A 25342-nucleotide genomic window follows, 5' to 3' on the forward strand; every position below is an offset into this window, starting at 1 on the left:
CTACGCCGTCCTCTTGCGCAGCCCCACCAGCGTCTCGATCCGGTTGGTGGTGATCGAGTCCACGCCCAGGGACAGCAGCCTCCGCATGGAGCGGCGGGTGTCCGGGGTCCACACCGACAGCAGACAGCCGTCGTGGTGGACCCTGGCCGCCAGGTCGCGGTCGACCAGGGAGAAGCGGTAGTTGAGCCAGCGGGGCCGGACCGCTTCGAGGACGCCGGGGCGGGGGCGGGCCAGGCTGGTCCAGGTCAGGGCGATCTCGGCGGCGGGGTCGGCGGCGCGGAGGGTGAGCATCGACTCGGCGCCCGCGCAGTAGTAGACCCGGTCGTCCGCGCCGCAGTCGCGGACCACGCCGAGGACGCGCTCCACGCTGCGGCGCGTGACCGGGCCGCACAGGTCCAGCAGGACCCGGGCGCCCTCCGTCGCCTTCAGCGCCTCGACGAGCGTCGGCACCTCGCCGTGCGTCAGCTCGCCCAGCTGTTCGGCGGTCAGCGCGGACAGCGGGCGCTCGGTCTCCCACAGCCGCTTCAGCGTCTCGTCGTGCAGCAGCACGGGGACGCCGTCGCGGGTGAGCCGTACGTCGATCTCGACCGCGTCCGCGCCCCGGTCGAGCGCGGAGCGCAGCGAGGCGACGGTGTTCTCGCGGAAGCGGTAGGGGTCGCCCCGGTGGGCGACGGCGGTCCAGGTCTGCATGGCCGTCATTCTGGCAGCCGAGTGGATCTCCGAGGAGTACCCGCCACCGATCAGCGGGCGAGCCAGGCGTTCGTGTACGTGTCGATCTCCGCCGCGATCCGCGCCTTGCCCGCCGGGTCGAGGAAGGACGCCTCGACGGCGTTCTTCGCCAGCGCGGCCACGCCCCGCTCGTCCAGGTCGAGCAGCCGGGCGGCGACCGCGTACTCGTTGTTCAGGTCGGTGCCGAACATGGGCGGGTCGTCGGAGTTGACCGTGACCAGCACGCCCGCGTCCACGAACTGCCTGATCGGGTGCTCCTCCAGCGTGCGCACCGCGCGGGTGGCGATGTTGGAGGTCGGGCAGACCTCCAGCGCGATGCGGTGCTCGGCGAGGTGCGCGAGCAGCTTCGGGTCCTGGGCGGAGCTGGTGCCGTGCCCTATGCGCTCGGCGCGCAGCTCGGTCAGCGCGTCCCACACGGTCTGCGGACCGGTCGTCTCGCCCGCGTGCGGGACCGAGTGCAGGCCGGCCGCGATCGCGCGGTCGAAGTACGGCTTGAACTGCGGCCGGGGCACGCCGATCTCGGGGCCGCCGAGGCCGAACGACACGAGTCCCTCCGGGCGCACGGCGTCGTCGGTGGCCAGCCGGGCCGTCTCCTCGGCGGCGTCCAGACCCGCCTCGCCGGGGATGTCGAAGCACCAGCGCAGCAGCGTGCCGAAGTCCGCCTCCGCCGACTTGCGGGCGTCCTCGATGGCCTCCATGAAGGGCCGCGCCGGTATGCCGCGCCGGGTGGAGGAGAAGGGGGTGATCGTCAGCTCGGCGTAGCGCACCTGCTGGCGGGAGAGGTCGCGGGCGATCTCGTAGGTGAGCAGCCGGACGTCCTCCGGGGTGCGGACCAGGTCCACGACCGACAGGTACACCTGGATGAAGTGCGCGAAGTCGGTGAACGTGAAGTACTCGGCGAGCGCCTCGGGGTCGGTGGGCACCTTGGAGTCGGGGTGGCGCGCGGCCAGCTCCGAGACGATGCGGGGGGAGGCGGAGCCGACGTGGTGGACGTGCAGCTCGGCCTTGGGCAGCCCGGCGATGAAGGCGGCGCGGTCGTCGCGGGCGGGGCTGCCGGTGGGGGCGACGGTGGTGCCGCTGTCGGTGCTGCCCTCGGTGCTGCGGTCGGTCAAGGGGTCCTCCCCAGGGGGAACGGCGCTCGCGGACGCGCGGTGGTGCGCCGGGCGCGGGCGATCGGCTGATCGGTGATGCCCGGACATCCTAGGCCGGGCCACCGACAACGCCCGAAAACGGTCTCGGGGCCGGGGCGCGCGGCCCCGGACGCGGCCGGTCACAGGTCGGCCACCAGAAGCCGGGCGGGCAAAGACAAGGCTTTACGATGATCCGACGATCAGACGGAGGGGGATGGGTCACGTGACCGAACAGCCACAGCCCGGCGCGGGCGGGGGAGCGGGCTACGACCCGTGGGCGCCGCCCGTGAGCGGACCGTCGCTGGAGAAGGGCGCCCCGGCTTCCGGCGCCGCCCCCGCCCCCGTACCCGGCACGCAGCCGCCCGCCCAGCAGCCGCCCGTGCCGTCGTCCTCGGTGCACGACCAGGCGACCATGACCTCCCTCCCGGCGGCCGGATTCGGCCCGCCGACCGTGGTGGGCCAGCCGCTCGCGGGTCCGCCTGCCGGTGGTCCGCCTGTTGCGGGTCCGCCCGTCGCCGGTCCGCCGGTGGGCGGTCCGTCCATGCCGGGGCAGCCGCTCGCCGGTCCGCCCGTCGCCGGTTCGCCGATGGGTGGTCCGCCGATCGGCGGCCCGCCGATGGGCGGCCCGCACCTCCCGCCCCCCGCCCAGGGCTGGAGCGAGTCCGCCGTACCGCCCCCGCCGTACGCGCCCACCGGTCCCGCCATGGCGCCCCCGCAGCCGCCCGCCGGCTACGGCTACCCCAACTACCCGGGCTCCCCTCAGGGTTACGGATGGAACGGCGGCCCCGCGCTCCCGCAGAACGGGCTGGGCACCTCCGCGATGGTGCTCGGCATCCTGGCGCTCTGCCTGTTCTGCGCCTACGGCATACCGTCCATCGTGCTCGGCATCATCGCCCTGGTCCTCGGCGTCAAGGGCAAGCAGCGGGCCGACCGGGGCGAGGCCACCAACCGGGGGCAGGCCCAGGCCGGCTTCGTCATGGGCATCATCGGGCTCGTGCTCGGCATCCTGGTGGTCACCTTCTGGGGCGTGCTGATCGCGAAGTTCGCGCACGACGCGGACACCTCCGACAGCGACCCGTACGGCTCGTACGACTCCGCGCCCAGCGTGTCCGCGCCGCTGCTGCCCCACGCCTGAACCAGCCCTCGGCATCGGGTACTTCACGGCCCGCCCCCCCAACCGGGAGGGCGGGCCGCGCCGTTCAGCCGGCGCGCAGCCGCTCCCGCGCCGCCATCAGCGCGAAGCCCAGCAGGTTCGGGCCGCGCCACTGCCCGGGGTCCCCGGCCCGTTCGTCGTCCGCCGCGAGGCCGATGCCCCACACCCGGTCCACCGGGCTCGCCTCCACCAGCACCCGTTCACCGGTGCCGAGCAGGAACGCGCGCAGCCCGTCGTGCGCCGCGAACTTGTGCACGCTGCCCTCGACGACGATCCCGAACCGCTCGCGCTCCCACGTCACTTCGTCGAAGTCCCGCACCAGCCGCCCGGCCTTCTTCGCCTGTGCCGGATGCGCCGAGGCCAGTACCCGCCGCTCCGCCTCCGCGTCCGCGAACAGCCGTGCCTTGGCGGCCATCATCCAGTGCTCGGCCGTCGCGTACTCCACGCCCTCCACCGTGAAGGGCGCCGGCCACCACTGGCTCAGACAGCCCGCGCCCACCGAGCCGTCGGGGCGCGGCCGGTGACCCCAGAAGTGCAGATACTTCACGCGCGTCCCGGCCCGGAGTGCCTCGGTGAGCGCGTCCCGGCTGTCGATCCTCGTCATGCCGGGAGTCTGGCACGCGGCCGGCCGAAGCCCTCCTGGCGTGGGGAGAAGATCGCTAATATCGGCGCATGCACCGCGACTTGACGCGTTCTCTCCAGGACGGGGATCTGCAGCCCCTGCGGAACTGGCTGGTGCGGCAGGGGGTGGACGCCGAGGAGCTGCGGGGACTTCCGCGCTGGAACGCCACGGCGCCGCTGCCCCAAGTCCCCTCCGCGCGACGGCCGATGGACCGGGGAGAGCGGGTCACGGCCGCGGTGGGCGGAGCCCTGCCGAGGGTCACCGGCCGCCCCGGCGGCGCGGCACTGCTCCTTCTGTACGTGCTGCACGAGGTCGAGAACGCCTGGGAGATCTCGTACCACCTCGGCCCGTTGTGGGACACCCTGCGCGGAGCCGGCGCGGCCGTCACCGCCTGTCTGGACTCCGGGACCGCCGACGGGAACGCGGCCGCGGCCCGGGCGGTGCTGGCGGCCGTGGCCTGCGTCGACTCGCAGATCTGCGGCGAGAACCACCTGACCACCGGACAGTTGAGGCCGCTGGCCGAGGCCATGGAGCGGGCCGTGGAGCAGGCGCGCGAGGTCGCGTACTGGGCCGCGGAGTGCTCCTCGGACTTCCCCGACCTGGGCTCCTATCTGCTGGACTTCGCCCGCGAACGCGAGCTGTACTGCCGGGCGATGGGGACCGCCGTGTCCGCCGTCGTGGACTTCTTCGAGCGGGGGGCGTCCCTCGAAGACGCCACGCGCGTCCTGCGGGAGGCGGAGGACGCCGAGGCCCTCGCGCGCAGCCCCTACCGCAGCGAACTGCGCGCACACCGCTTCAGCCTGGAGTCGCTGCACGCCACCCGCCACGAGTCGTGGCTGCACGTCGACCATGGCCGCCTCGTGTACGTCTACCCCTTCGCGGTACGCGGCTGCGACGCCGAGGAGTTCGTCGAGGTGGTGCGCAGCCGGGCCGCCGACTGGGTGCTCGGCGGCACCCCCGTCACACCCGCGGCGGTGCACGCCTCGCTGGACCTCGACGACAGCTGGGACGGTTCCGACTCCCTGAACCGCCGCTACGAAGGCGCGTTCATCGAGCTGCCGGACGTGATCCTCAACAGCCTGGAGGGCCCCGCCGACGGCGAACTGGGCCGGGTACGTGCCCAGATCGTCTTCTCCGACCTCGGCAATCACTACGTACGGTTCGAAGCCGAGCTGTCCGACACCTCGCCCGACGAGCTCTACTGGCTGATGGCGCGCGCCGCTCCCGAGTACGGGGTCGGACGGGTGCGCTTCGAGGACGCGCCGGCCGGAGCGACGGGCGGTACCGCTCCGGCCTGGAGCCGGCTGTCCGACCTCGCCGTCCAGCTCGCCGAGGACGTGGGCTCCGCGCTGCGCGGTGAGCCCGGGTACCGCGAGACCCGGGAGGTGACCCGCCCCGGACAGTTCCAGGTCCTCGTCGCGGTCAACTCGGCCTCGGCGGGGCGCGGTCCGGGCGGTGAGGTGTCCCGGACCGAGATCCGCCGCCCGGGCCAGCTCATGGGCACGGTCGGCTTCCAGGTCCTCGGACACGAGATCGAGGGCTCGGTCGGCGCCCTGGCGGAGTGGGTGCGTTTCTGCGCCGGCTCCACCGCGGAGCCGCCCGCCGGGCGGACCGACGGCGAGGCACTGCTGCGCACCCCGAACACCGTGGTGCTGGTGGCCCTCGGCCGGGCCGACTGGGTCCTGGGCACCTGGATCACCCTGGCCGAGTTCACGATGTCGCTGGACGCCCTCTTCGCCGGCTGGTCCGACGAGCTGGGGCGGCACTACGCCCGGGTGAAGGACCTGCAGACCAGGGCGTCCCGGTTCATAAGGGAGGAACAGCGGGCCTTCGACGGCCGGCTGGACGCCTTCTCCGTCGAGCTGGACGCCGAGAAGATAGCGCTGGACAACTTCGCCGTCGAGGCACGGTCCATGATCGCGCTCATCAAGTCGCCCACCCTGCTCTCCTCGCCCTCGGTGGCGGAGAGCCTCAGGGAGCTGCTGCGGAGATCGGAGTTCCAGCTGCGGGCCGACGAGCTGAACGTGAAGCTGGACGAGGTCTCCCGCGATCAGCTGACGGTCGTCATAGAGAAACTGGCGACACACCGGACGGACAGCCAGCGTGCCAAGCTGGAGGTGTTCCTCGCCGTGATCGCGGCGGCCGGTGTGTCGGGCCTGGTCCAGGTGCTGCAGGCGGGACTGGGGGCGTCGTCCGGGTGGGCGGTCGTCAGTGTCGTGGGCATCGTCGTGGGAGCGATCCTGCTCGGGATCTGGGTCGGCCGTTTCTGGCAGCGCAACCCGTAGTCTCCGGTGCGACGTCGCCCGGCCGTCGCCGGGACGCGACGGAGCATCACCCCCTCGAACGTGTGAGGAGCGGCCCCGACCGTGAACCTTGTCGATGTGACCGGCGGCGGCCCGCTGCTGGACGAGATCTACGACGACGTCTTCCGGCCGTCGTTCAGTTTCGACGAACTCTCGCCGCGCCGGGAACTGGCCGGTGCGCTGGCCCGGGGCGAAGCCGTGGTCACCGCCGTGGTGGACGACGACGGGCGGCCCGTGGCCGCCGCGGCGGGCGAATGGTCGCCGCAGACGAGGGTGCTGCTGCTGTCCTATGTGGCGGTGCGTCCCGGAGTCCGGTCACGGGGGTACGGCGCCCGGCTGATGGACGCGGTCGGCGGCTCCTGGCAGGAGCGCTTCCGGCCGCTGGTCACCCTCGTCGAGTTCGAGCACCCGCTCGCGCACGGAAGCGACCCGAAGCGCGGCGACCCGGCCGCGCGGTTCCGTTTCTACGCACGGCACGGCGCCCGGGCGCTCGCACTGCCCTACTTCCAGCCCGCTCTCGGCGGGCGGCGCAAGCGCATCTACGGGATGGTCCTCGCGGCGGTGTGCGTGACGCCGGAGGCGCGGGGGGAGCGGGACGGCACCGTGGCCGCGGGGCCGGTCCGGGGCTTTCTCACCGACTACTTCCTGACGACCGAGGAGAAGGTGCCCACCGACCCGGCCGCCCGGCGCCTCTGGCGGGCCGTGGACGCCAGGGGCGGCATCCCGCTGCTCGACCTGGCCGACGCCGCCGACCTGGAGGTGTCCCGGGCGGGATGAACTCCGGTTGGACGCCCGTCTCGCAGGGCCGATGCCGACGGAATCCCTTCGGTGTGACGCAGGTCACATTCAGGGGGCCGGAAAGCCGCGTAATGCTCCCCGGTCCACCCTCCTCTCCCTCCCGGGCGCGACGGCGTCCGCGCGAAAGAGGGAGGTCTGCTCATGACAGGGGCGAAGACGGCGGTCGAGTGGCTGGCATCCGTCGCACCGGACCCGGACGCGTGCCGCTGGGAGTGGGAGCGCAGTGCCCTCGGGGTCGCCCTGCTCCCGGCGGGCAAGGCGTGGGACGTACTGATCCTGCCCGGCGACCTCGGCTATCCGACGCTCGACGTGCTCACCCGGGTCCTCGATCAACCCGGCCCGGTGCTGGCCGACTTCGGGGACAACCGGGTGGGCTTCTTCGTGCCGCCGGGCACCGCGGCCCGCTGGCTCGGCACCGGTATCCGCACGGCGGGGTCCGGCACCTGGATCGTGGTGCCGCATCCGGGGCGGCCGACGCACGGGGTGCGCTGGCTGGTGCCGCCGGACGGCACCGGCACGCTCACCGACCCGGCGCTGCTGGAGCTGGCGATGCACGAAGCCGCCGCCGGACTCGCCACGGAGGGGGAGGGGTAACGTCCGGGCGACTTGACAGAAGGATTGGTCTGGACCAGGTTGGGTGCGCTTCCTGACCTCCAACTCCCCCATGCCTGGAGGCATTTGTGGATCGCTCCAGACCTCTGGTCGCCCTCCTCGCGGCAACGGCCCTGGCCGTGCCCGGCATCACCGCGCTCTCGTCGGCCGCGCAGGCGGCCGACGCGGACGCCGTGGTCAACGGCGGTTTCGAGTCCGGCCTGACCGGCTGGACCTGCACCGCCGGCACCACCGTCAACTCGCCCGTGCACAGCGGAGGTTCCGCCCTCCAGGCGACTCCCGAGGGCAGCGACAACGCCCAGTGCGCGCAGAACGTGACCGTGCGCCCCAACTCCCAGTACACGCTCTCCGGTTGGGTGCGCGGCTCCTACGTCTACCTCGGCGCCGACGGCACCGGCACCACCGACGTGTCCACCTGGACCCAGTCCGCGCCCGACTGGCAGAAGCTCACCACCACGTTCACCACCGGGCCGAACACCACCAAGGTCACGCTCTACACCCACGGTTGGTACGGCACCGGCGCCTACAACGCCGACGACATCTCCCTCGTCGGCCCCGGCGGCGGCTCCACCACCCAGCCGCCCGCCGCCCCGACCGGCCTGACCACCGGCACGGTCACCGCCACCTCCGTCGCCCTGTCCTGGCCGGCGGTCTCCGGCGCGACCGGCTACGCGGTCTACCGCGACGGCACCAAGGTCCAGACGGTGAGCGGCACTTCGGCCACCGTGAGCGGCCTTTCGCCCTCGACCGCGTACAGCTTCCAGGTCACCGCGACCAACGACGCGGGCGAGTCCGCCAAGTCGGCCGTCGTGACCGCCACGACCAAGGCCAACGGCGGTGGCGGAGGCGGCGGTTCGGCCGACCTGCCCGCCCATGCGCTCGTCGGCTATCTGCACGCCAGCTTCGCCAACGGCGCCGGCTACACCCGCATGGCCGACGTGCCCGACAGCTGGGACGTCATCGACCTCGCCTTCGGCGAGCCGACCTCGGTCACCTCCGGGGACATCCGGTTCAACCGCTGCCCGGTCTCCGAGTGCCCGAACGTGGAGAGCGACGCCGACTTCAAGGCCGCGATCAAGGCCAAGCAGGCCGCGGGCAAGAAGGTGCTGATCTCCATCGGCGGCCAGAACGGCCAGGTCCAGCTGACCACCACGGCCGCCCGCGACGCCTTCGTCTCCTCCGTCTCGAAGATCATCGACCAGTACGGACTCGACGGACTCGACATCGACTTCGAGGGCCACTCGCTGTCCCTGAACACCGGCGACACCGATTTCAAGAACCCGACCACCCCGGTGATCGTCAACCTGATCTCCGCGCTGAAGACCCTCAAGGCCAAGTACGGCTCGAAGTTCGTGCTCACCATGGCGCCCGAGACCTTCTTCGTGCAGAACGGCTACCAGTTCTACGGCAGCGGCCAGTGGGGCGGCCAGGACCCGCGCTGCGGCGCCTACCTCCCCGTCATCCACGCCCTGCGCGACGACCTCACCCTGCTGCACGTCCAGGACTACAACTCGGGCCCGATCATGGGCCTGGACAACCAGTACCACTCCATGGGCGGCGCCGACTTCCACATCGCCATGACCGACATGCTGCTCACCGGCTTCCCGGTCGCGGGCAACGCGAACAACGTCTTCCCGCCGCTGCGCCCCGACCAGGTCGCCATCGGCATGCCCGCCTCGGTCAACGCGGGCAACGGCTATGTCGCCCCCGCCGAGGTCACCAAGACCCTCGACTGCCTCACGAAGCGGACGAACTGCGGCTCGTACGCGACCCACGGGACCTGGCCCGCGCTGCGCGGTCTGATGACGTGGTCGGTGAACTGGGACCGCTTCGCGAACTGGGAGTTCCAGCGGACCTTCGACGGCTACTTCGGCTGAGCAGCGGCGCGAGCGCGGTCAGCAGCACCGTGCCCAGGCACCAGGAGGCCAGCACGTCCAGCGGCCAGTGGAAGCCGCGCCGGACCAGGCCGTACGACACCGCCAGCACCAGGGCGGCGCCGACGGCCGGGACGGTGCGGCGGGCGGCGGGCGTGCGGCACCAGGGAAGGAGGAGCAGGACCGCCGAGCCGTACGCGACAAACGCCGTCGCCGTGTGGCCGGAGGGGAAGTAGCCGGTGGCCGGGGGCACCACGGGGGTTCCCGGCCGCGCGGTCCACAGCTTCAGCGGGACCACCAGCGCGGGGAGCAGGGCCAGCGGCAGGGCCGCCGCGAGCGGGGGCAGCCACCAGCGGTGCGTACCGGAGGAGCGTCCGCGCAGCGCCGCGTAGCCGGCGGCGAGGAGCAGCACCGGTACGGCCACCTGGACGTTGCCGAGGTCCGAGAGCAGTTCCGAGAAGCGGTCCGGGTGGACCAGGTCCCGGCTGAGCCGGGCGTCCTGCCGCAGCAGCGGGCCGTGGACGAGCACCTGCCAGGTGAGCAGGGCGAACAGCAGGCTCGGCAGGGTCAGCAGGACGGCGTACGGAGTGCGGCGGGGGAGGGACACCGGCCCAGCTTCGCAGGTTCGTACGCGTCGGTCCGAGGAGGAGGTCGGCCGCCCCGGAACAGGGGGGGGTGGTTCCGAGGCGGCCGACCGGACCGGAAACGCCGCGCGCCCCGGGGGGTTTGGGGCGGCGGCCGTCCGATCGGTGAGGAGATCCCGGAGCCGTCGGGCCCCGGCTGTGTGCGCGAGGGCACGACCAGGTCGAAGCTGGGGAGGCCCCGGCCTGAACCCGCCCGCAGTCCCCTGGGGGCGAGGTGTATCTCTCTTCTGTACGAGAACCTACGGCAGTCCCCGGCGCTTGGGCAGCCGGAATCCGGTCCCGCCATCCACCTCGCACACGTTCTTCACACGGCCTGCGGGTACGGCACCCGGGGGCGCCGTACCCGGCCAGGTCCGTGGTCGTACCCGGCCCGGCTCAGATGCGGGTGAAGGCCTGCTCGATGATGTCCAGACCCTCGTTCAGCAGGTCCTCGCCGATGACCAGCGGGGGCAGGAAGCGGAGCACGTTGCCGTAGGTGCCGCAGGTCAGGACCAGCAGGCCCTCCTGGTGGCAGGCCTTGGCCAGCGCGGCGGCGGCCTCGGCGTTCGGCTCCTTCGAGGCGCGGTCCTTGACCAGCTCGATGGCGATCATGGCGCCGCGGCCGCGGATGTCGCCGATGATGTCGAACTTCTCGGCCATCGCCGCGAGGCGGCCCTTCATGACCTCCTCGATGTGCTTGGCCTTGCCGTTGAGGTCCTGCTCCTTCATCGTCTCGATGGCGCCGAGCGCGGCGGCGCAGGCCACCGGGTTGCCGCCGTAGGTGCCGCCGAGGCCGCCCGCGTGCGCGGCGTCCATGATCTCGGCGCGGCCCGTCACGGCGGCGAGCGGCAGACCGCCCGCGATGCCCTTGGCGGTGGTGATCAGGTCCGGGACGATGCCCTCGTCCTCGCACGCGAACCACTGGCCGGTGCGGCAGAAGCCGGACTGGATCTCGTCGGCCACGAACACGATGCCGTTGTCGTTCGCGAACTTCACGATCTCCGGCAGGAAGCCCTTGGCCGGCTCGATGAAGCCGCCCTCGCCGAGCACCGGCTCGATGATGATCGCGGCCACGTTGTCGGCGCCGACCTGCTTGGTGATCTGGTCGATGGCCTGCTTGGCGGCCTCGGGGCCCGCGTTCTCCGGGCCGGTCGGCCAGCGGTAGGCGTAGGCGACCGGGACGCGGTACACCTCGGGCGCGAACGGGCCGAAGCCGTTCTTGTACGGCATGTTCTTCGCCGTCAGCGCCATCGTGAGGTTCGTACGGCCGTGGTAGCCGTGGTCGAACACGACGACCGCCTGGCGCTTGGTGTGCGCGCGGGCGATCTTCACGGCGTTCTCGACGGCCTCGGCGCCGGAGTTGAACAGCGCGGACTTCTTGGCGTGGTCACCCGGGGTGAGCTCGGCCAGCGCCTCGGCGACGGCGACGTAGCCCTCGTACGGGGTGACCATGAAACAGGTGTGGGTGAAGTCGGCCAGCTGCGCGCTCGCGCGGCGTACGACGGCCTCGGCGGAGGCGCCCACCGAGGTCACGGCGATGCCGGAACCGAAGTCGATCAGGCTGTTGCCGTCCACGTCCTCGATGACGCCGCCGCCGGCGCGCGTCACGAAGACGGGCAGCGTGGAGCCCACGCCCTGGGCGACGACCGCGGTGCGGCGGGCCTGAAGCTCCTGCGACTTCGGGCCGGGAATGGCGGTGACGACGCGGCGCTCCTGCGGAAGTGCGGTCATGCGGGGCTCCTGGGGGTGATTACGGACGCTTGTCTTCTTTTCTCGCAGGTTAGGACCGTTGCCGGGGGGCGGTCATGCTCCATGTGGGCGTTGTCCGGCATGACGGTTGTCCGCCGTGGACATAGCAGTGGGTGGGAGCCCCGGACGGCCGGCCTTCGGACACCGGCCGCGTAACCGGTGAACTCCCCTTTCCGGGGCGTTAGATTGACTCGCTGACGGTGGACGGAGCGGCTGCTCAGGGGGCAACGGCGATGGAGAGCGACGGCACGCGGGACACACGCGGCACGGGGGCGGGGCCGGCACCCCGCCCGGCGGTACCGCCCCAGGGGCAGACCGTGCCCCCCATGCCGTCCGCGCCGCCCGGCACCCCGCCCGGGCCCGACGGCAACGCCTTCCTCGCCTGGCTGCGCGCCCCCCGCCCCACCGCCCCGCCCGGCGTCTGGCGCCTCGGGCACCGCACCCGGCCCGACGAGGAGCCCGAGGCGATCCCCGGGCGCCAGCTGCTGAGCGGTGCGCTGATCTCGTTCCTCATCGGTTGGCTGGTGTGGTCCCTGCTGTGGAACGGCTACCTCGGCGGCTGGTGGACGCTGCCCCTGGAACTGCTCGCGCCCGACGCCTGGCTGGAGACCCAGAGCAAGGTCGGCACCGCCGTCCTCTGGTACACGTACTACGCGCTGATCGGCGGCGCCCTGCTGCTCGTCGTCTTCCGCCTCGGCCGCTGGGCCGAGGTCTGGCGGCGCTACGGACCCCCGGCCTGGAAGCCCGCCGCCCCGCCCGAGCAGCCGCCGCCCGCTCCGGGGCAGGACCCCGCGAGCTGGCCCGAACTGCGGGCCGCGGGGGCGCACGAGGCCGCCGACCGGCTCGCCGCCGACGCGCGGGCGGGACACATGCGCGACGTGGACCAGGCGCGGATCGGCCGCGCCTGGCAGGGCGTGCTCTCCGGCCCGCACACCCTCGCCGCCTTCACCGGCGCGGTGGTGAAGGACGGCGCCGCCGCCTGCCCGCACCCCTCCGGCGACCGGGACCTGCCCGTCCGGCAGGCCCGCCACGACCTGCTCACCGGACAGGTCCGGGTCGGCACCGCCGCCGACGACCCGCGCAACCCCTACCGCTACCGGGGCGCCGGGCTCGCCCTCGATCCCGGACTGCTCGGCACCTCGCTGCTCGCGGTCGGCCCGGCCGGTTCCGGCAAGACCGGCAGCCTGATCCGGCCGCTCGCGGAGTCGATGTGCCTGCACGCGCTGGCCGGACGGGCCGCCGTGGTCGTCGTCGGCGCGGCGGGCGCGGGCCTCGGCCCCACCGAGGCGTACGACGTCGTCATCCGGATCGGCCACCCCGACTCCGCCTACGACCTCGACCTCTACGGCGGCACCACCGACCCCGACGAGGCCGCCGCGATACTCGCCGAGGCCCTGGCCGGCGACCTGGCCGACCCGCACCCCGGCAGCGACAGCCGCCGCTCCACCACCGTCCTCGCCCAGCTCCTCGGCCCCTTCCGCGCGGTCCACGGCCGCTTCCCCTCCGTTCCCGAGCTGCGCGGGCTGCTCGACGGCGCCCCCGGCCCGCTCGCCGCGCTCCGCAAGGCGCTCACCGAGACCGGGCACGCCTCGCTGCTGCGTGAACTCGACGCCAGAGAGCGGCAGTTGGCGCACCCCGGCGATGTGGGCGCGGTACTCGCGGACCGGATCGCACTGCTGGACCGGCCCGCCTTCGCCTCCTTCTTCGACACCTCCGGGCAGTCCCGGCCGTTCTCGCTCAAGGCCCTCGACCACCCCGTCCGCGTCCGCGTGGACCTCCCCCAGCGCGGCCACGCCGACGCCTCCCGCATCCTGGCCCGGCTGGTCCTCGCCCAGTTCACGGCGAGCGTGACGGCACGCGAGGACCGCTCGCTCTTCGCCTGCCTGCTCCTGGACGACGCGGGCGGCGCCGTCACCCCGGAGGCCGTGCGCGGCATCCAGCGGCTGCGCTCCGCCAACGCGGGTGCCGTGCTGACCCTGCGCACGCTCGACGACGCGCCCCGGCCGCTGCGCGGCCCGCTGCTCGGCGCCACCGGCTGCCGCATGGCGCTGTCCGGCCTCACCCCCTGGGACGGGCAGGACTTCGCCGAGGTGTGGGGCAAGGAATGGATCGAGACCCGCGACGTCACCGACCGGCAGATCATCGCCGAGACCCCGGCGGGCAAGGCCGTGCACATGCTGCGCCGCGTCATCACCGGCAAGGCGCCCACCGCCCGCGCGGTCACCGTTCGCCAGGTCGAGCGGGAGCGGTGGTCCGCGTCCGAGTTGGCGCATGGGGTGCCGCCCGGGCATGCGGTGTTGTCGTTGACGACCGTGCGGGGGGAGCATGCTCCGCCGTTGCTGGTGGATCTGCGGGGGTGAGGCGGGAAGGGGCGTTCGGGATCGTACGGTGAGGCAGAATCGAGGTGGGCCGTTCGTACGCGGCGGCCAATTGATCTCCGGCGGCGACGAGCCGTAACGCTCCGGCCCGCCGGACCGCCCGACCCGTTCGTCCTGCCGGACCGCTCCGACCTGAAGGCCCCATGCCCCCGACCCTCGCCTCGCTCGTCCAGCACTCCGCGCTCAAGCTCACCGTCCGCGCGGGCGAGGACCGGCTCGACGTGCCCGTCCGCTGGGCGCACGTCAGCGAGCTGGCCGACCCCGTGCCGTACATGGAGGGCGGGGAGCTGCTCCTCGTCACCGCGCTCAAGCTGGACGCGGAGGACCCCGAGGCGATGCGCCGGTACGTGAGGCGGCTGGCCGGAGCGGGGGTCGTGGGCATCGGGTTCGCCGTCGGGGTCAACTACGACGAGATCCCCGAAGCCCTGCTCGACGCCGCCCGCGAGGAGGGGCTGCCGCTCCTGGAGGTGCCCCGCCGCACCCCGTTCCTCGCGATCAGCAAGGCCGTCTCCGCCGCGATCGCCGCCGAGCAGTACCGCGCCGTCACCGCCGGTTTCGCCGCCCAGCGCGAGCTGACCCGGCAGGCCCTGACCACCGGCCCCGAGGGCCTGCTCGGCGCGCTCGCCGCGCAGCTCGACGGGTGGGCCGCGCTGTACGACGCCTCGGGCGCCGTCGTCGCCGCCGCGCCCGAGTGGGCGCACCGCAGGGCCGCCCGGCTCACCGCCGAGGTGGAGCGGCTGCGGGAACGCCCCGCCCCCGCCTCCTCCGTCGTCGGCGGCCCCGACAACGAGGACCGCGTCGAACTGCACTCCCTGGGCACCGGGCGCCGCCCGCGCGCCGCGCTCGCCGTCGGCACCGCCGCCGCCCCCGGCACCGCCGAGCGCTACGCCGTCCACTCCGCCATCGCCCTGCTCACCCTCACCACCGAGCGCTCCCGCTCCCTGCACGCCGCCGAACAGCGCGTCGGCGCCGCCGTCCTGCGGATGCTGCTCGCCGGGGAACCGGACCACGCCCGCGCGGTCGCCGGGGACCTGTACGACGGGCTCCTCGACGCGCCGTTCCGGGTGCTCGTCGCCGAGGCGAGCACCGGGGCGGGCGCAGGGGCGGGTGCCGGGCCGGGCGCTGGCGCCGGCGGCGATCCGCTCGACGCGCTCGCGGAGGCCGTCGAGTCGGCCGCCGCCCGCTCCGGCGAGGCCGTCCTCGCCGTGCCCGACGGGGAGCGCCTGGTGGTGCTGGCCGCCGACGGGGGCGCGGCGGTCGCCGCCTGTGTCGCCTTCGCGGGCGCCCTGGAGAGCGCGCGTACGGCACCGGAGCCGGGTGGCGACGAGAACGCGCTGGTCGTGGGCCTGTCGGCGCCCGCGGGACCGAGCGCCGCCGCCACCGCCCACCGGCAGGCCGAACAGGCGCTGTCGGTCGCCCGGCGCCGCGGCCGGGTCCTCGTGGAGCACGAGCACCTCGCGGCCGGCTCGGTGCTGCCGCTGCTCGCCGACGACGCCGTACGCGCCTTCGCCGACGGTCTGCTGCGCGCGCTGCGCGAGCACGACGCCACCGGACGCGGCGACCTCGTCGCCTCGCTGCGCGCCTGGCTGTCGCGGCACGGCCAGTGGGACGCGGCCGCCGCCGACCTCGGCGTCCACCGGCACACCCTGCGCTACCGGATGCGCCGCGTCGAGGAGATCCTCGGCCGCTCCCTGGACGACCCGGACGTGCGCATGGAGCTGTGGCTCGCCCTGAAGGCGACGGGCACGGAACAGCCGTAGGCCACGCGAAGGGGCACCACCTGCCGCTTCACGCCAAACCGGAGCATCACCGCCCCGCATCCGTACGACTCGGACAAGCGACGCCCACCCGCGCCCGCCCTACCGTGGACCACGCACCCAAGAACAACTCCGACAACGCGGAAGGGCCGGGAACCGTCACATGACTTCCACCCACGCCTTCTGGCTCGCCGGCCGCCAGGTCACCGGCGAGGACAGCTTCGACGTCACCAACCCGTGGGACGGGCGCCTGGTCGGCCGGGCCAGTGTGCCGACCGACGCTCAGGTCGAGGAGGCCGTGGCCGCCGCGTACGCCGTCCGCGACGACTTCGCCGCCGTGCCCGCGCACGTGCGCGCCGCCGCCCTGGACCACGTCGCGCAGGGGCTGACCGAGCGCGCCGAGGAGATCGCCCAGCTGATCTCCGGCGAGAACGGCAAGCCGATCAAGTGGGCCCGGGGCGAGGTCGGCCGTGCCGTCTCCGTGTTCCGGCTCGCGGCCGAGGAGGCCCGCCGGTTCAACGGCGGCGAGGCCCAGCGGCTCGACACCGACGCGGGCGGCCAGGGCCGCATGGCGCTGATCCGCCGCTTCCCCAAGGGCGTCGTCCTCGGCATCGCGCCGTTCAACTTCCCGCTGAACCTGTGCGCGCACAAGGTCGCCCCGGCCCTCGCCGCCGGTGTCCCGATCATCCTCAAGCCCGCCCCGGCCACCCCGCTGTCCGGCCTGATCCTCGGCGAGCTGCTCGCCGGGACGGACCTGCCCGCCGGTTCGTGGAGCATCCTGCCGGTCGCCAACGACAAGATGCCCGCCCTGGTCCAGGACGAGCGCCTGCCGGTGATCTCCTTCACCGGGTCCGAGAAGGTCGGCTACGCGATCATGGACTCGGTGCCGCGCAAGCACTGCACCCTGGAGCTGGGCGGCAACGGCGCGGCCGTCGTCCTCGGCGACTGGGCGAGCGACGCCGACCTGGACTGGGCCGCCTCCCGCATCGCGACCTTCTCCAACTACCAGGGCGGCCAGTCCTGCATCTCGGTGCAGCGCGTGATCGCCGACGCCGCCGTCTACGACCGTCTCCTGGAGCGCGTCGTCGCCGCCGTCGAGGCCCAGGTCACCGGCGACCCGGCCGACGAGCGCACCGAGGTCGGCCCGCTGGTCAGCGAGGACGCCGCCAAGCGCGTCGAGTCCTGGGTGAACGAGGCCGTCGAGGCCGGCGCCACCCTGCTCGCGGGCGGCAAGCGCGAGGGCGCCACCTACGCCCCGACCGTGCTCACCGACGTCCCCGCCGGTGTCACCCTCGCCACCGAGGAGGTCTTCGGACCGGTCCTCACCGTGCAGAAGGTGAACGGCGAGGCCGAGGCGTTCGCGACCGTCAACGAGTCCAAGTACGGCCTCCAGGCAGGCGTGTTCACCCACGACATCCAGGCCGCCTTCCGCGCCCACCGCGCCCTTGAGGTCGGCGGCGTCGTGATCGGCGACGTCCCGTCCTACCGCGCCGACCAGATGCCGTACGGCGGCGCCAAGCAGTCCGGCGTGGGCCGCGAGGGCGTCCGCTCCGCGATGGACGACTACACCTACGAGCGCGTCCTCGTCCTCACCGGACTCGCTCTCTGACCTGACACCCCAGGTCGCCACGACGGCCGGAGCCCACACTGTGCGGGGGCTCCGGCCGTTGGCGTTTCCCGCACATCAACCGGCTTGCTTCCAGGCGCGGTTCATGTCGGATTCCTGCCAGAAGACAGACCGCGTACGGTGCTTGACTGCCGTCATGACGCACACGCACGCGGACAACGCCCGCCTCTTCCGTTCCCTGCACACCCCCTCCGCCCCGCTCGCGCTCGCCAACGCGTGGGACGCGGCGAGCGCCCGTGTCGTCGAGGCGGCGGGCGCCCCCGCGATCGCCACCACCAGCGCCGGGGTCTCCTGGGCGCTCGGCTCGCCCGACGGCGGCTCCCTCACCCGGGCACGGGCCCTGGAGGTGATCGCCCGCATCGCCGCCGCCGTGACGGTGCCGGTCACCGCCGACATCGAGGACGGGTACGGCGCGGACGCCGCCGCCGTCGCGGAGACCGTCGCCGGGGTGATCGAGGCGGGCGCCGTCGGCGTCAACATCGAGGACGGCACCCGGCCCCCGGCCGAGCTGGCCGCCCGGCTCACCGCGGCCCGTCGTGCCGCCGAGCGGGCGGGCGCGGACCTGTTCCTCAACGCCCGTGTGGACACGTACCTGTTGGGGCTCGGCGACCCGGAGACCCGCCTGGCGGAGACCCTGACCCGGGCCCGGCTGTACGCCGACGCGGGCGCCGACGGCGTCTTCGTCCCGGGCGTCACCGACCCGGCCACCCTCAAGGCGCTGGCCGAGGACATCGCGCTGCCGCTCAACGTCATGGCGGGCCCCGGCGCGCCGTCCGTCGCCGAGCTGGGCGGCCTCGGTGTGGCCCGCGTGAGCCTGGGGCCGGGCGTGGCGCTGGCCGCGTACGACGCCGCCCGCCGCGCGGCGCGGGAGCTGTTCGGAACCGGCACCGTCACCGCGCCCGCCGACGCGCTGTCCTTCGCGGAGCTGGACGGGCTGCTCGCCGGGCCGGGCGGGAGGTGACGGGCCGGGCGGGAGGTGACGGACCGGGCGGGAGATGACGAGCCCAGGCGGTGATGCGCATCGCCGATGTGCGACTGGGCAGTGATAGGCGCGGCCGATGACGCGATAGGTTTGACCGATTAAGTCGGGATAAGCAATGCCTATCACGTCATTAATTCGACTTTTGACATTTCCTGATCGGTGGGCGCACACTGCTCCACGCGTGAGAGTCGGACAATCCGACCATGAGTGAGCAGCACTGAGAGGGCCACCGTGCCGATACCACTTGAAGAAGCTCTGGACGACCAGATCGCGGCAGCGCGCGGCAAGGCGAAGCTGCTCCACTCTCCCGGGCGCTACCTGGTGCTCTCCGCGCTCGCGGGTGCCTTCATCGGCGTGGGCGTCGTCCTGATGATCATGGTGTCCGCTCCGCTCACCCTCGCGCACTCTCCCTGGGTGAAGCTGATCCAGGGCCTGGTCTTCGGTGTCGCGCTGACGCTGGTGATCTTCGCCGGCGGCGAGCTGGCCACCAGCAACATGATGACGATGGTCCAGGGCGCGGTCCGCCGTGCCTTCTCGCCCCTGGTCGCGCTCGCCGTGATCGTCGGCTCCCTCGTGGGCAACCTGGTCGGCTCGGTCGGCTTCGCCTGGCTGGTCCACTGCTCCGGCGTGCTCGGTGTCGCGCCCGCCCCCGGCGCTCCCGCCCCGGGTCTGGCCGGCCTGACCGGCATGCTCACCGCCAAGATGGCCGAGAGCGGCGAGGCGATGTTCTTCCGCGGCGTGCTCTGCAACTTCCTGGTCTGCCTGACCGTGTGGATGGGCATGCGCACCCGCTCCGACGCCACCAAGATCCTGCTCATCTTCGCGGGCATCCTGGCCTTCGTCGCCTCCGGCTTCGAGCACGTCGTCGCCAACATGACGACCTTCTCGCTCGGCCTGTTCGAGCACGTCCCCGGCGTGACCATGGGCGCCTTCGCCCACAACCTGCTCTTCGTGGGCCTCGGCAACCTGGTCGGCGGCGGACTGCTGGTGGGCGTGGCGTACGCCTACACCGGGCGCCGTGCGAAGCCGGCCGCCACCGCCACCGCCTCCGCCTCCGTCTCTGCCTCTGCCCCCGCCTCCGTGCCCGCGCCGCGCGCCGGGGACGAGGCCGCCGCGGTCCCGGTCGCCGAGACGGCCTGACGCCCGCCGCGCGGCCCGATCCCCCGAGGACGCCCGCGCCTCACCCCGCCCCCGCCACACTTCACCCGTTCGCCGCACCGGACGCGTGAGGGGTGGTGGGGGCGCCGCGTTTCCGGTACCAACGATCCAGTAGCACCCCTTTTCGGGTGAACAAGATCAGGCAGCAACGGTCGGTACCGAACGGACCGCAACCGTCCCTCTTCGCGGTGAGGTGAGCCTCATGTCCGCTCCCACCACTCAACGCACCACCGTCTCCGAGCGCGAGGCCCGCCAGGTGGCGGAGGCCGCCCGGGAGCAGGGCTGGCGCAAACCGAGCTTCGCCAAGGAACTCTTCCTCGGGCGCTTCCGGCTCGACCTCATCCACCCCCACCCGCTCCCCGACCCCGAGAGCGTGCGGCGCGGCGAGGCGTTCCTCGCGGAGCTGCGCGCCTTCTGCGAGAGCGAGATCGACGCGGCCCGCATCGAGCGCGAGGCCCGTATCCCCGACGAGGTCGTGGCCGGGCTCAAGCGGCTCGGCGCGCTCGGCATGAAGATCGACCCCAAGTACGGCGGCCTGGGCCTGTCCCAGCTGTACTACAACAAGGCGCTCGCGCTGGCCGGCTCGGTCAGCCCGGCGGTCGGCGCGCTGCTCTCCGCGCACCAGTCGATCGGTGTGCCCCAGCCGCTGAAGATCTTCGGCACCCAGGAGCAGAAGGACGCGTTCCTGCCGCGCTGTGCCAGCACCGACATCTCGGCGTTCCTGCTCACCGAGCCGGACGTGGGCTCGGACCCGGCGCGCCTGGCGACCACCGCCGTGCCGGACGGGGACGACTACATCCTCGACGGCGTGAAGCTGTGGACCACCAACGGCGTCGTCGCGGACCTGCTGGTCGTCATGGCGCGGGTGCCGAAGTCCGAGGGGCACCCCGGCGGCATCACCGCGTTCGTGGTGGAGGGCACGGCCGAGGGCGTCACCGTCGAGCACCGCAACGCCTTCATGGGGCTGCGCGGCATCGAGAACGGCGTGACCCGCCTCCACCGGGTGCGCGTGCCCGCCGCGAACCGCATCGGGCCCGAGGGTGCCGGTCTGAAGATCGCGCTGACCACGTTGAACACCGGGCGGCTCTCGCTGCCCGCGATGTGTGCCGGTGCCGGCAAGTGGTGTCTGAAGATCGCCCGGCAGTGGGCGGCCGAGCGCGAGCAGTGGGGCAAGCCGGTCGCGCTGCACGAGGCCGTCGGGTCCAAGATCAGCTTCGTCGCGGCGACCACGTTCGCGCTGGAGGCCGTCGTCGACCTCGCCTCCCAGATGGCCGACGAGGACCGCAACGACATCCGCATCGAGGCCGCGCTCGCCAAGCTCTACGGCTCCGAGATGTCCTGGCTGATGGCCGACGAACTGGTCCAGATCCGCGGCGGCCGGGGCTACGAGACCGCCGAGTCCCTCGCGGCGCGCGGCGAGCGGGGCGTACCGGCCGAGCAGATGCTGCGGGACCTGCGCATCAACCGCATCTTCGAGGGCTCGACCGAGATCATGCACCTGCTGATCGCACGCGAGGCCGTCGACGCCCACCTCTCGGTCGCCGGTGACCTCATCGACCCCGACACCACCCTCCAGGACAAGGCGAAGGCCGCCGCCGACGCGGGCGTCTTCTACGCCAAGTGGCTCCCGAAGCTGGTCGCGGGGCCGGGTCAACTCCCGTCCTCGTACGGTGAGTTCAAGCACGGCATCGACCTCTCGGGCCACCTGCGCTTCGTGGAGCGGCACGCCCGCAAGCTCGCCCGCGCCACCTTCTACGGCATGTCCCGCTGGCAGGGCCGCATGGAGACCAAGCAGGGCTTCCTCGGCCGCATCGTCGACATCGGCGCCGAACTCTTCGCCATGAGCGCCGCCTGCGTCCGCGCCGAACGCCTGCGCCGCGAGGGCGACCACGGCCGCGAGGCCTACCAGCTCGCCGACGCCTTCTGCCACCAGTCCCGCCTCCGCGTCGACGACCTCTTCACCCGCCTGTGGTCCAACACCGACGACCTCGACCGCAAGGTCGTCAAAAACGTCCTCAACGGCTCCTACGACTGGCTGGAGGACGGCATCCTCGACCCGTCGACGGAGGGCCCGTGGATCGCGGACGCGACGCCCGGTGAAAGCACGCAGCCGAGTGCCCGTCGTCCCTTCGGCGGGTGAATCGCTAGAGAGTGCCGGGTGGCATCAGCCAATGGGTTCTCTGCCCCGTGACTGACGCGATGGCCTCGAAGTCGTTGTCGTAATGGAGCACGGTGAGCCCCTGAAGCTCGGCGGTCGCGGCGACCAGAAGGTCGACCGTGCCCGCCGAGCGGTGTTTTCCGTTGTCGGTCAGCTCCTGCTGCACGCTCCACGCTCGGGTCAGAGCCCGGTCGTCGAGCGGAGTCCAGCAGAACAGGGAGTCCAGGCGTTTGACCATCTGTTCACGATGATCGGCGTTCTTGGCGCTGTAGAGGAACTCGATCTCGGTGACCGGGCAGCGGGTGATGAGTCCCTCTTCCAGCGGCTTCACCCAGCGTGAGAGGGCCGGCTGCTTGATGATCCGTACCAGGGCGCTGGTGTCGATGAGGAATTCGGCAGCTGTCATCGACGGTAGTTCGCCTTGTCCAGGAGGATGTCGAAATCGCCTTCCTCGGCGCGGGCGGCCAGCCAGGCCAGCGCCAGCGCCCGCTTCTTGCGCTCGACGCCCTCCTTCAGGGCGGCCGTCACGGTGTCCTTCTTGGTCTTCGTGCCGAACGCTATGGCCGCGTCCGCCAGCAACTGCTCGTCGATGTCGATCAGGGTCTTGGCCATGGCTGCACCCTCCGTATATCTGGCGGACTTGCTCGTATATCCATAGTAGTCCGGCGAATGACATCACCCACCCGGAACCGGGACGCGCTGTCCATCCCGTCCTCGCGGGCGGACACAATAGGTGGATGACCGACAGTCTTGTCAGCCCCGCGCCCCTCGCCGATCCGCATCTGGTGTACGACCCGCTCGCCGGTGGCGGGCCGAAGGATGTGGTGATTCTCGGGTCCACCGGGTCGATCGGCACGCAGGCCATCGACCTCGTGCTGCGCAATCCCGACCGTTTCCGGGTGACCGCCCTGTCCGCCAACGGCGGCCGGCCGGCGCTGCTGGCCGAGCAGGCGTACCGGCTGCGGGTGCGGACCGTGGCGGTGGCGCGCGAGGACGCCGTACCGGAGCTGCGCGAGGCGCTGGCCGCGCACTACGGCACCGAGCCGCTGCCGGAGATCCTGGCCGGGCCCGACGCGGCCGCGCAGGTCGCCGCGTCCGACTGCCACACCGTGCTGAACGGCATCACCGGCTCGATCGGTCTCGCGCCGACCCTCGCCGCCCTGGAGGCGGGCCGCACCCTCGCGCTCGCCAACAAGGAGTCGCTGATCGTCGGCGGCCCGCTGGTCAAGGCGCTGGCCAAGCCGGGGCAGATCATCCCGGTGGACTCCGAGCACGCCGCCCTCTTCCAGGCCCTCGCCTCCGGCACCCGCGCCGACGTCCGCAAGCTGGTCGTCACCGCCTCCGGCGGCCCCTTCCGCGGCCGTACGAAGGAGGAGCTGGCGGACGTCACCGTCAAGGACGCCCTCGCGCACCCCACCTGGGCCATGGGCCCGGTCATCACCGTCAACTCCGCGACCCTCGTCAACAAGGGCCTGGAGGTGATCGAGGCGCACCTCCTCTACGACATTTCCTTCGACCACATTGAGGTGGTCGTGCATCCCCAGTCGTATGTCCACTCGATGATCGAGTTCACCGACGGCTCCACGATCGCCCAGGCGACGCCCCCCGACATGGGCGGCCCCATCGCCATCGGCCTGGGCTGGCCCGAACGCGTCCCCGGCGCCGCCCCGGCCTTCGACTGGAGCAAGGCGTCCACGTGGGAGTTCTTCCCGCTGGACAACGACGCCTTCCCCTCGGTGAACCTCGCCCGGCACGTGGGACGGCTCGCGGGGACCGCCCCGGCGGTGTTCAATGCCGCCAACGAGGAGTGCGTCGCCGCCTTCCTGAACGGCGCGCTGCCCTTCAACGGGATCATGGAGACCGTCACCCGGGTCGTCGAGGAACACGGCACCCCGGTATCGGGAACTTCACTCACGGTGTCGGACGTCCTCGAAGCGGAGACCTGGGCCCGCGCCCGGGCCCGCGAACTGACAGCCACGACGGCGACCGCGGAGGCGCGTGCATGACGACCTTGATGTTCATCCTCGGCATAGCGGTCTTCGCGGTCGGTCTGCTCGTCTCGATCGCCTGGCACGAGCTGGGGCACCTGTCGACGGCGAAGCTCTTCGGTATCCGCGTCCCGCAGTACATGGTCGGCTTCGGCCCCACCATCTGGTCGCGGCACAAGGGCGACACCGAGTACGGCATCAAGGCCGTCCCGCTCGGCGGCTACATCCGCATGATCGGCATGTTCCCGCCGGACGACGCCGGCCGGGTCTCCGCCCGCTCCACCTCCCCGTGGCGCGGCATGATCGAGGACGCCCGCTCGGCGGCCTTCGAGGAGCTCCAGCCGGGTGACGAGACGCGCATGTTCTACACGCGCAAGCCGTGGAAACGCGTCATCGTCATGTTCGCGGGCCCCTTCATGAACCTGATTCTCGCGGTCGGCCTGTTCTTCACCGTGCTCATGGGCTTCGGCATCCAGCAGCAGACGAACACGGTCGCCTCGGTCTCGCCCTGCGTCATCGCGCAGAGCCAGCACCGCGACACCTGCGAGAAGTCCGACCCGGCCTCCCCGGCCGAGGCCGCGGGCCTGAAGGCGCACGACAAGATCGTCTCCTTCGACGGCAGGCCGACCAAGGACTGGAACACGCTCTCCGACCTCATCCGCGACAGCGCGGGCAAGAGCGTCCCGATCGTGGTCGAGCGCGACGGCAGGCAGCTCACCCTGCACGCCACCATCGCCACCAACCAGGTCGCCAAGAAGGACGCCAGCGGCACCTACGTCCAGGGGGAGTACGTCAAGGCGGGCTTCCTCGGCTTCAGCGCCGCCACCGGCGTCGTCCAGCTAGGCTTCGGCGACTCGGTGGTCTGGATGGGCGACCAGGTCGGCAACGCGGTGGACTCCCTCGTCGCGCTGCCCGGCAAGATCCCGGCCCTGTGGAACGCCGCCTTCGGCAACGGCCCGCGCGAGCCGGACTCCCCGATGGGCATCGTCGGCGCCGCCCGCGTCACCGGTGAGATCGCCACGCTGAACATCCCGGCCTCCCAGCAGGTCGCCATGTTCGTGTTCGTGCTCGCCGGGTTCAACCTCTCGCTGTTCCTCTTCAACATGCTCCCGCTGCTCCCGCTCGACGGCGGGCACATCGCGGGCGCGCTGTGGGAGTCGCTGCGGCGCAACCTCGCCCGGGTGCTGCGCCGCCCCGACCCGGGCCCCTTCGACGTGGCCAAGCTGATGCCGGTCGCCTACGTCGTGGCGGGCATCTTCGTCTGCTTCACCCTCCTCGTGCTGATCGCGGACGTGGTGAACCCGGTGAAGATCTCGTAGCCGTACGGCACCCCCAAGACGGCCCGGAGCGCTCTGCCCCGGGCCGTCTTCCATCGAGTGGGTTTCGCCGGGTGGGATGTGCCCGTCGGGCGGGCCGTACCGTAATCTCAGAGCCTGGAGCCCGGCGTTTCATGGGGCCGGATCTTCATCCACGACTTGGGGTTGCACAGCAGATGACTGCGATTTCTCTCGGTATGCCGTCCATCCCGACCAAGATCGCCGAGCGTCGCAAGAGCCGGCAGATCCAGGTCGGTACCGTCGCGGTCGGCGGCGACGCCCCCGTCTCGGTGCAGTCCATGACGACGACGCGTACGTCGGACATCGGGTCGACGCTGCAGCAGATCGCGGAGCTGACGGCGTCGGGCTGCCAGATCGTCCGTGT

The 25342-nt window shown here is 72.5% G+C and carries 20 protein-coding genes and 1 pseudogene; 14 read left to right on the forward strand and 7 right to left on the reverse strand.

Features of this window, described 5'->3' with window-relative positions:
• Nucleotides 1-690 carry a glycerophosphodiester phosphodiesterase gene (locus tag AB0898_RS17860; RefSeq protein ID WP_366803856.1) on the reverse strand — a complete coding sequence of 230 codons (690 nt, stop codon included), beginning with the start codon at nt 688-690 and terminating at the stop codon, nt 1-3.
• 50 nt (nt 691-740) lie between these two features.
• A complete protein-coding gene (locus AB0898_RS17865; protein ID WP_366803857.1) occupies nt 741-1841 on the reverse strand; it encodes an adenosine deaminase in 1101 nt (366 codons plus the stop codon).
• Between the two features lie 232 nt (nt 1842-2073).
• Here AB0898_RS17865 and AB0898_RS17870 point away from each other — a divergent pair, with 232 nt between their 5' ends.
• Entirely contained in the window at nt 2074-2994 is a 921-nt protein-coding gene (locus tag AB0898_RS17870) for a DUF4190 domain-containing protein (protein ID WP_407078360.1), read from the forward strand.
• Between the two features lie 64 nt (nt 2995-3058).
• Here the strand turns inward: AB0898_RS17870 and AB0898_RS17875 are convergent, their stop codons facing one another.
• A complete protein-coding gene (locus AB0898_RS17875) occupies nt 3059-3616 on the reverse strand; it encodes an NADAR family protein (protein ID WP_366803859.1) in 558 nt (185 codons plus the stop codon).
• 68 nt (nt 3617-3684) lie between these two features.
• Here AB0898_RS17875 and AB0898_RS17880 point away from each other — a divergent pair, with 68 nt between their 5' ends.
• The 4 genes from AB0898_RS17880 to AB0898_RS17895 all read left to right on the forward strand — a co-directional run bounded on the left by AB0898_RS17880 (nt 3685) and on the right by AB0898_RS17895 (nt 9224).
• Complete coding sequence (locus AB0898_RS17880) at nt 3685-5919, forward strand: hypothetical protein (RefSeq protein WP_366803860.1); 2235 nt, start codon at nt 3685-3687, stop codon at nt 5917-5919.
• 81 nt (nt 5920-6000) lie between these two features.
• Entirely contained in the window at nt 6001-6714 is a 714-nt protein-coding gene (locus AB0898_RS17885; RefSeq protein WP_366803861.1) for a GNAT family N-acetyltransferase, read from the forward strand.
• A gap of 162 nt (nt 6715-6876) precedes the next feature.
• Nucleotides 6877-7329 carry a hypothetical protein gene (locus AB0898_RS17890; RefSeq protein ID WP_366803863.1) on the forward strand — a complete coding sequence of 151 codons (453 nt, stop codon included), beginning with the start codon at nt 6877-6879 and terminating at the stop codon, nt 7327-7329.
• 86 nt (nt 7330-7415) lie between these two features.
• Nucleotides 7416-9224 (forward strand): glycoside hydrolase family 18 protein, encoded by a 1809-nt coding sequence (locus tag AB0898_RS17895; RefSeq protein WP_366803864.1) that lies wholly within the window; start codon nt 7416-7418, stop codon nt 9222-9224.
• Nucleotides 9225-9285: 61 nt separating this feature from the next.
• Here the strand turns inward: AB0898_RS17895 and AB0898_RS17900 are convergent.
• Both AB0898_RS17900 and gabT read right to left on the reverse strand, forming a co-directional pair.
• Nucleotides 9286-9828, reverse strand: a pseudogene (locus AB0898_RS17900) (hypothetical protein); the annotation flags it as partial.
• A gap of 412 nt (nt 9829-10240) precedes the next feature.
• Nucleotides 10241-11575: a 4-aminobutyrate--2-oxoglutarate transaminase gene (gene gabT, locus AB0898_RS17905; RefSeq protein WP_366803865.1), complete on the reverse strand. Its 1335-nt coding sequence runs from the start codon at nt 11573-11575 to the stop codon at nt 10241-10243.
• 251 nt (nt 11576-11826) lie between these two features.
• On the opposite strand from gabT, the gene AB0898_RS17910 reads away from it, so the two are divergent.
• The 6 genes from AB0898_RS17910 to AB0898_RS17935 all read left to right on the forward strand — a co-directional run bounded on the left by AB0898_RS17910 (nt 11827) and on the right by AB0898_RS17935 (nt 21635).
• Nucleotides 11827-13953 carry an ATP-binding protein gene (locus AB0898_RS17910; protein WP_366803866.1) on the forward strand — a complete coding sequence of 709 codons (2127 nt, stop codon included), beginning with the start codon at nt 11827-11829 and terminating at the stop codon, nt 13951-13953.
• Between the two features lie 161 nt (nt 13954-14114).
• Entirely contained in the window at nt 14115-15731 is a 1617-nt protein-coding gene (locus AB0898_RS17915) for a PucR family transcriptional regulator (RefSeq protein WP_366803867.1), read from the forward strand.
• A gap of 160 nt (nt 15732-15891) precedes the next feature.
• Nucleotides 15892-17337, forward strand: coding sequence for an aldehyde dehydrogenase family protein (locus AB0898_RS17920; protein ID WP_366803868.1), 1446 nt, complete (start codon nt 15892-15894; stop codon nt 17335-17337).
• A gap of 154 nt (nt 17338-17491) precedes the next feature.
• On the forward strand, nt 17492-18316 hold the full coding sequence (locus tag AB0898_RS17925) for an isocitrate lyase/phosphoenolpyruvate mutase family protein (protein WP_366803869.1): 825 nt from the start codon (nt 17492-17494) through the stop codon (nt 18314-18316).
• A 228-nt stretch (nt 18317-18544) separates the two neighbouring features.
• Nucleotides 18545-19477, forward strand: coding sequence for a formate/nitrite transporter family protein (locus AB0898_RS17930; protein ID WP_366803870.1), 933 nt, complete (start codon nt 18545-18547; stop codon nt 19475-19477).
• Between the two features lie 220 nt (nt 19478-19697).
• Nucleotides 19698-21635 carry an acyl-CoA dehydrogenase family protein gene (locus tag AB0898_RS17935; protein ID WP_366803871.1) on the forward strand — a complete coding sequence of 646 codons (1938 nt, stop codon included), beginning with the start codon at nt 19698-19700 and terminating at the stop codon, nt 21633-21635.
• A 4-nt stretch (nt 21636-21639) separates the two neighbouring features.
• Here AB0898_RS17935 and AB0898_RS17940 read toward each other — a convergent pair whose 3' ends face one another.
• Complete coding sequence (locus AB0898_RS17940) at nt 21640-22059, reverse strand: PIN domain nuclease (RefSeq protein ID WP_366803872.1); 420 nt, start codon at nt 22057-22059, stop codon at nt 21640-21642.
• A complete protein-coding gene (locus AB0898_RS17945; RefSeq protein WP_361786740.1) occupies nt 22056-22265 on the reverse strand; it encodes a type II toxin-antitoxin system VapB family antitoxin in 210 nt (69 codons plus the stop codon). Before AB0898_RS17945 ends, AB0898_RS17940 begins: the two co-directional genes overlap by 4 nt.
• 125 nt (nt 22266-22390) lie before the next feature.
• Here AB0898_RS17945 and dxr point away from each other — a divergent pair, with 125 nt between their 5' ends.
• The 3 genes from dxr to AB0898_RS17960 form a co-directional block, all read left to right on the forward strand.
• Nucleotides 22391-23659 (forward strand): 1-deoxy-D-xylulose-5-phosphate reductoisomerase, encoded by a 1269-nt coding sequence (gene dxr, locus AB0898_RS17950; protein WP_366803873.1) that lies wholly within the window; start codon nt 22391-22393, stop codon nt 23657-23659.
• A complete protein-coding gene (locus AB0898_RS17955) occupies nt 23656-24960 on the forward strand; it encodes a site-2 protease family protein (protein ID WP_366803874.1) in 1305 nt (434 codons plus the stop codon). Before dxr ends, AB0898_RS17955 begins: the two co-directional genes overlap by 4 nt.
• Before the next feature lie 173 nt (nt 24961-25133).
• Nucleotides 25134-25342, forward strand: a 209-nt coding sequence (locus AB0898_RS17960) for a flavodoxin-dependent (E)-4-hydroxy-3-methylbut-2-enyl-diphosphate synthase (protein ID WP_366803875.1), incomplete at its 3' end; no start/stop codon positions are given.

Origin of the sequence: Streptomyces sp. NPDC005435 (assembly GCF_040703155.1) — a bacterium.
In the GTDB taxonomy this organism is placed as follows: domain Bacteria; phylum Actinomycetota; class Actinomycetes; order Streptomycetales; family Streptomycetaceae; genus Streptomyces.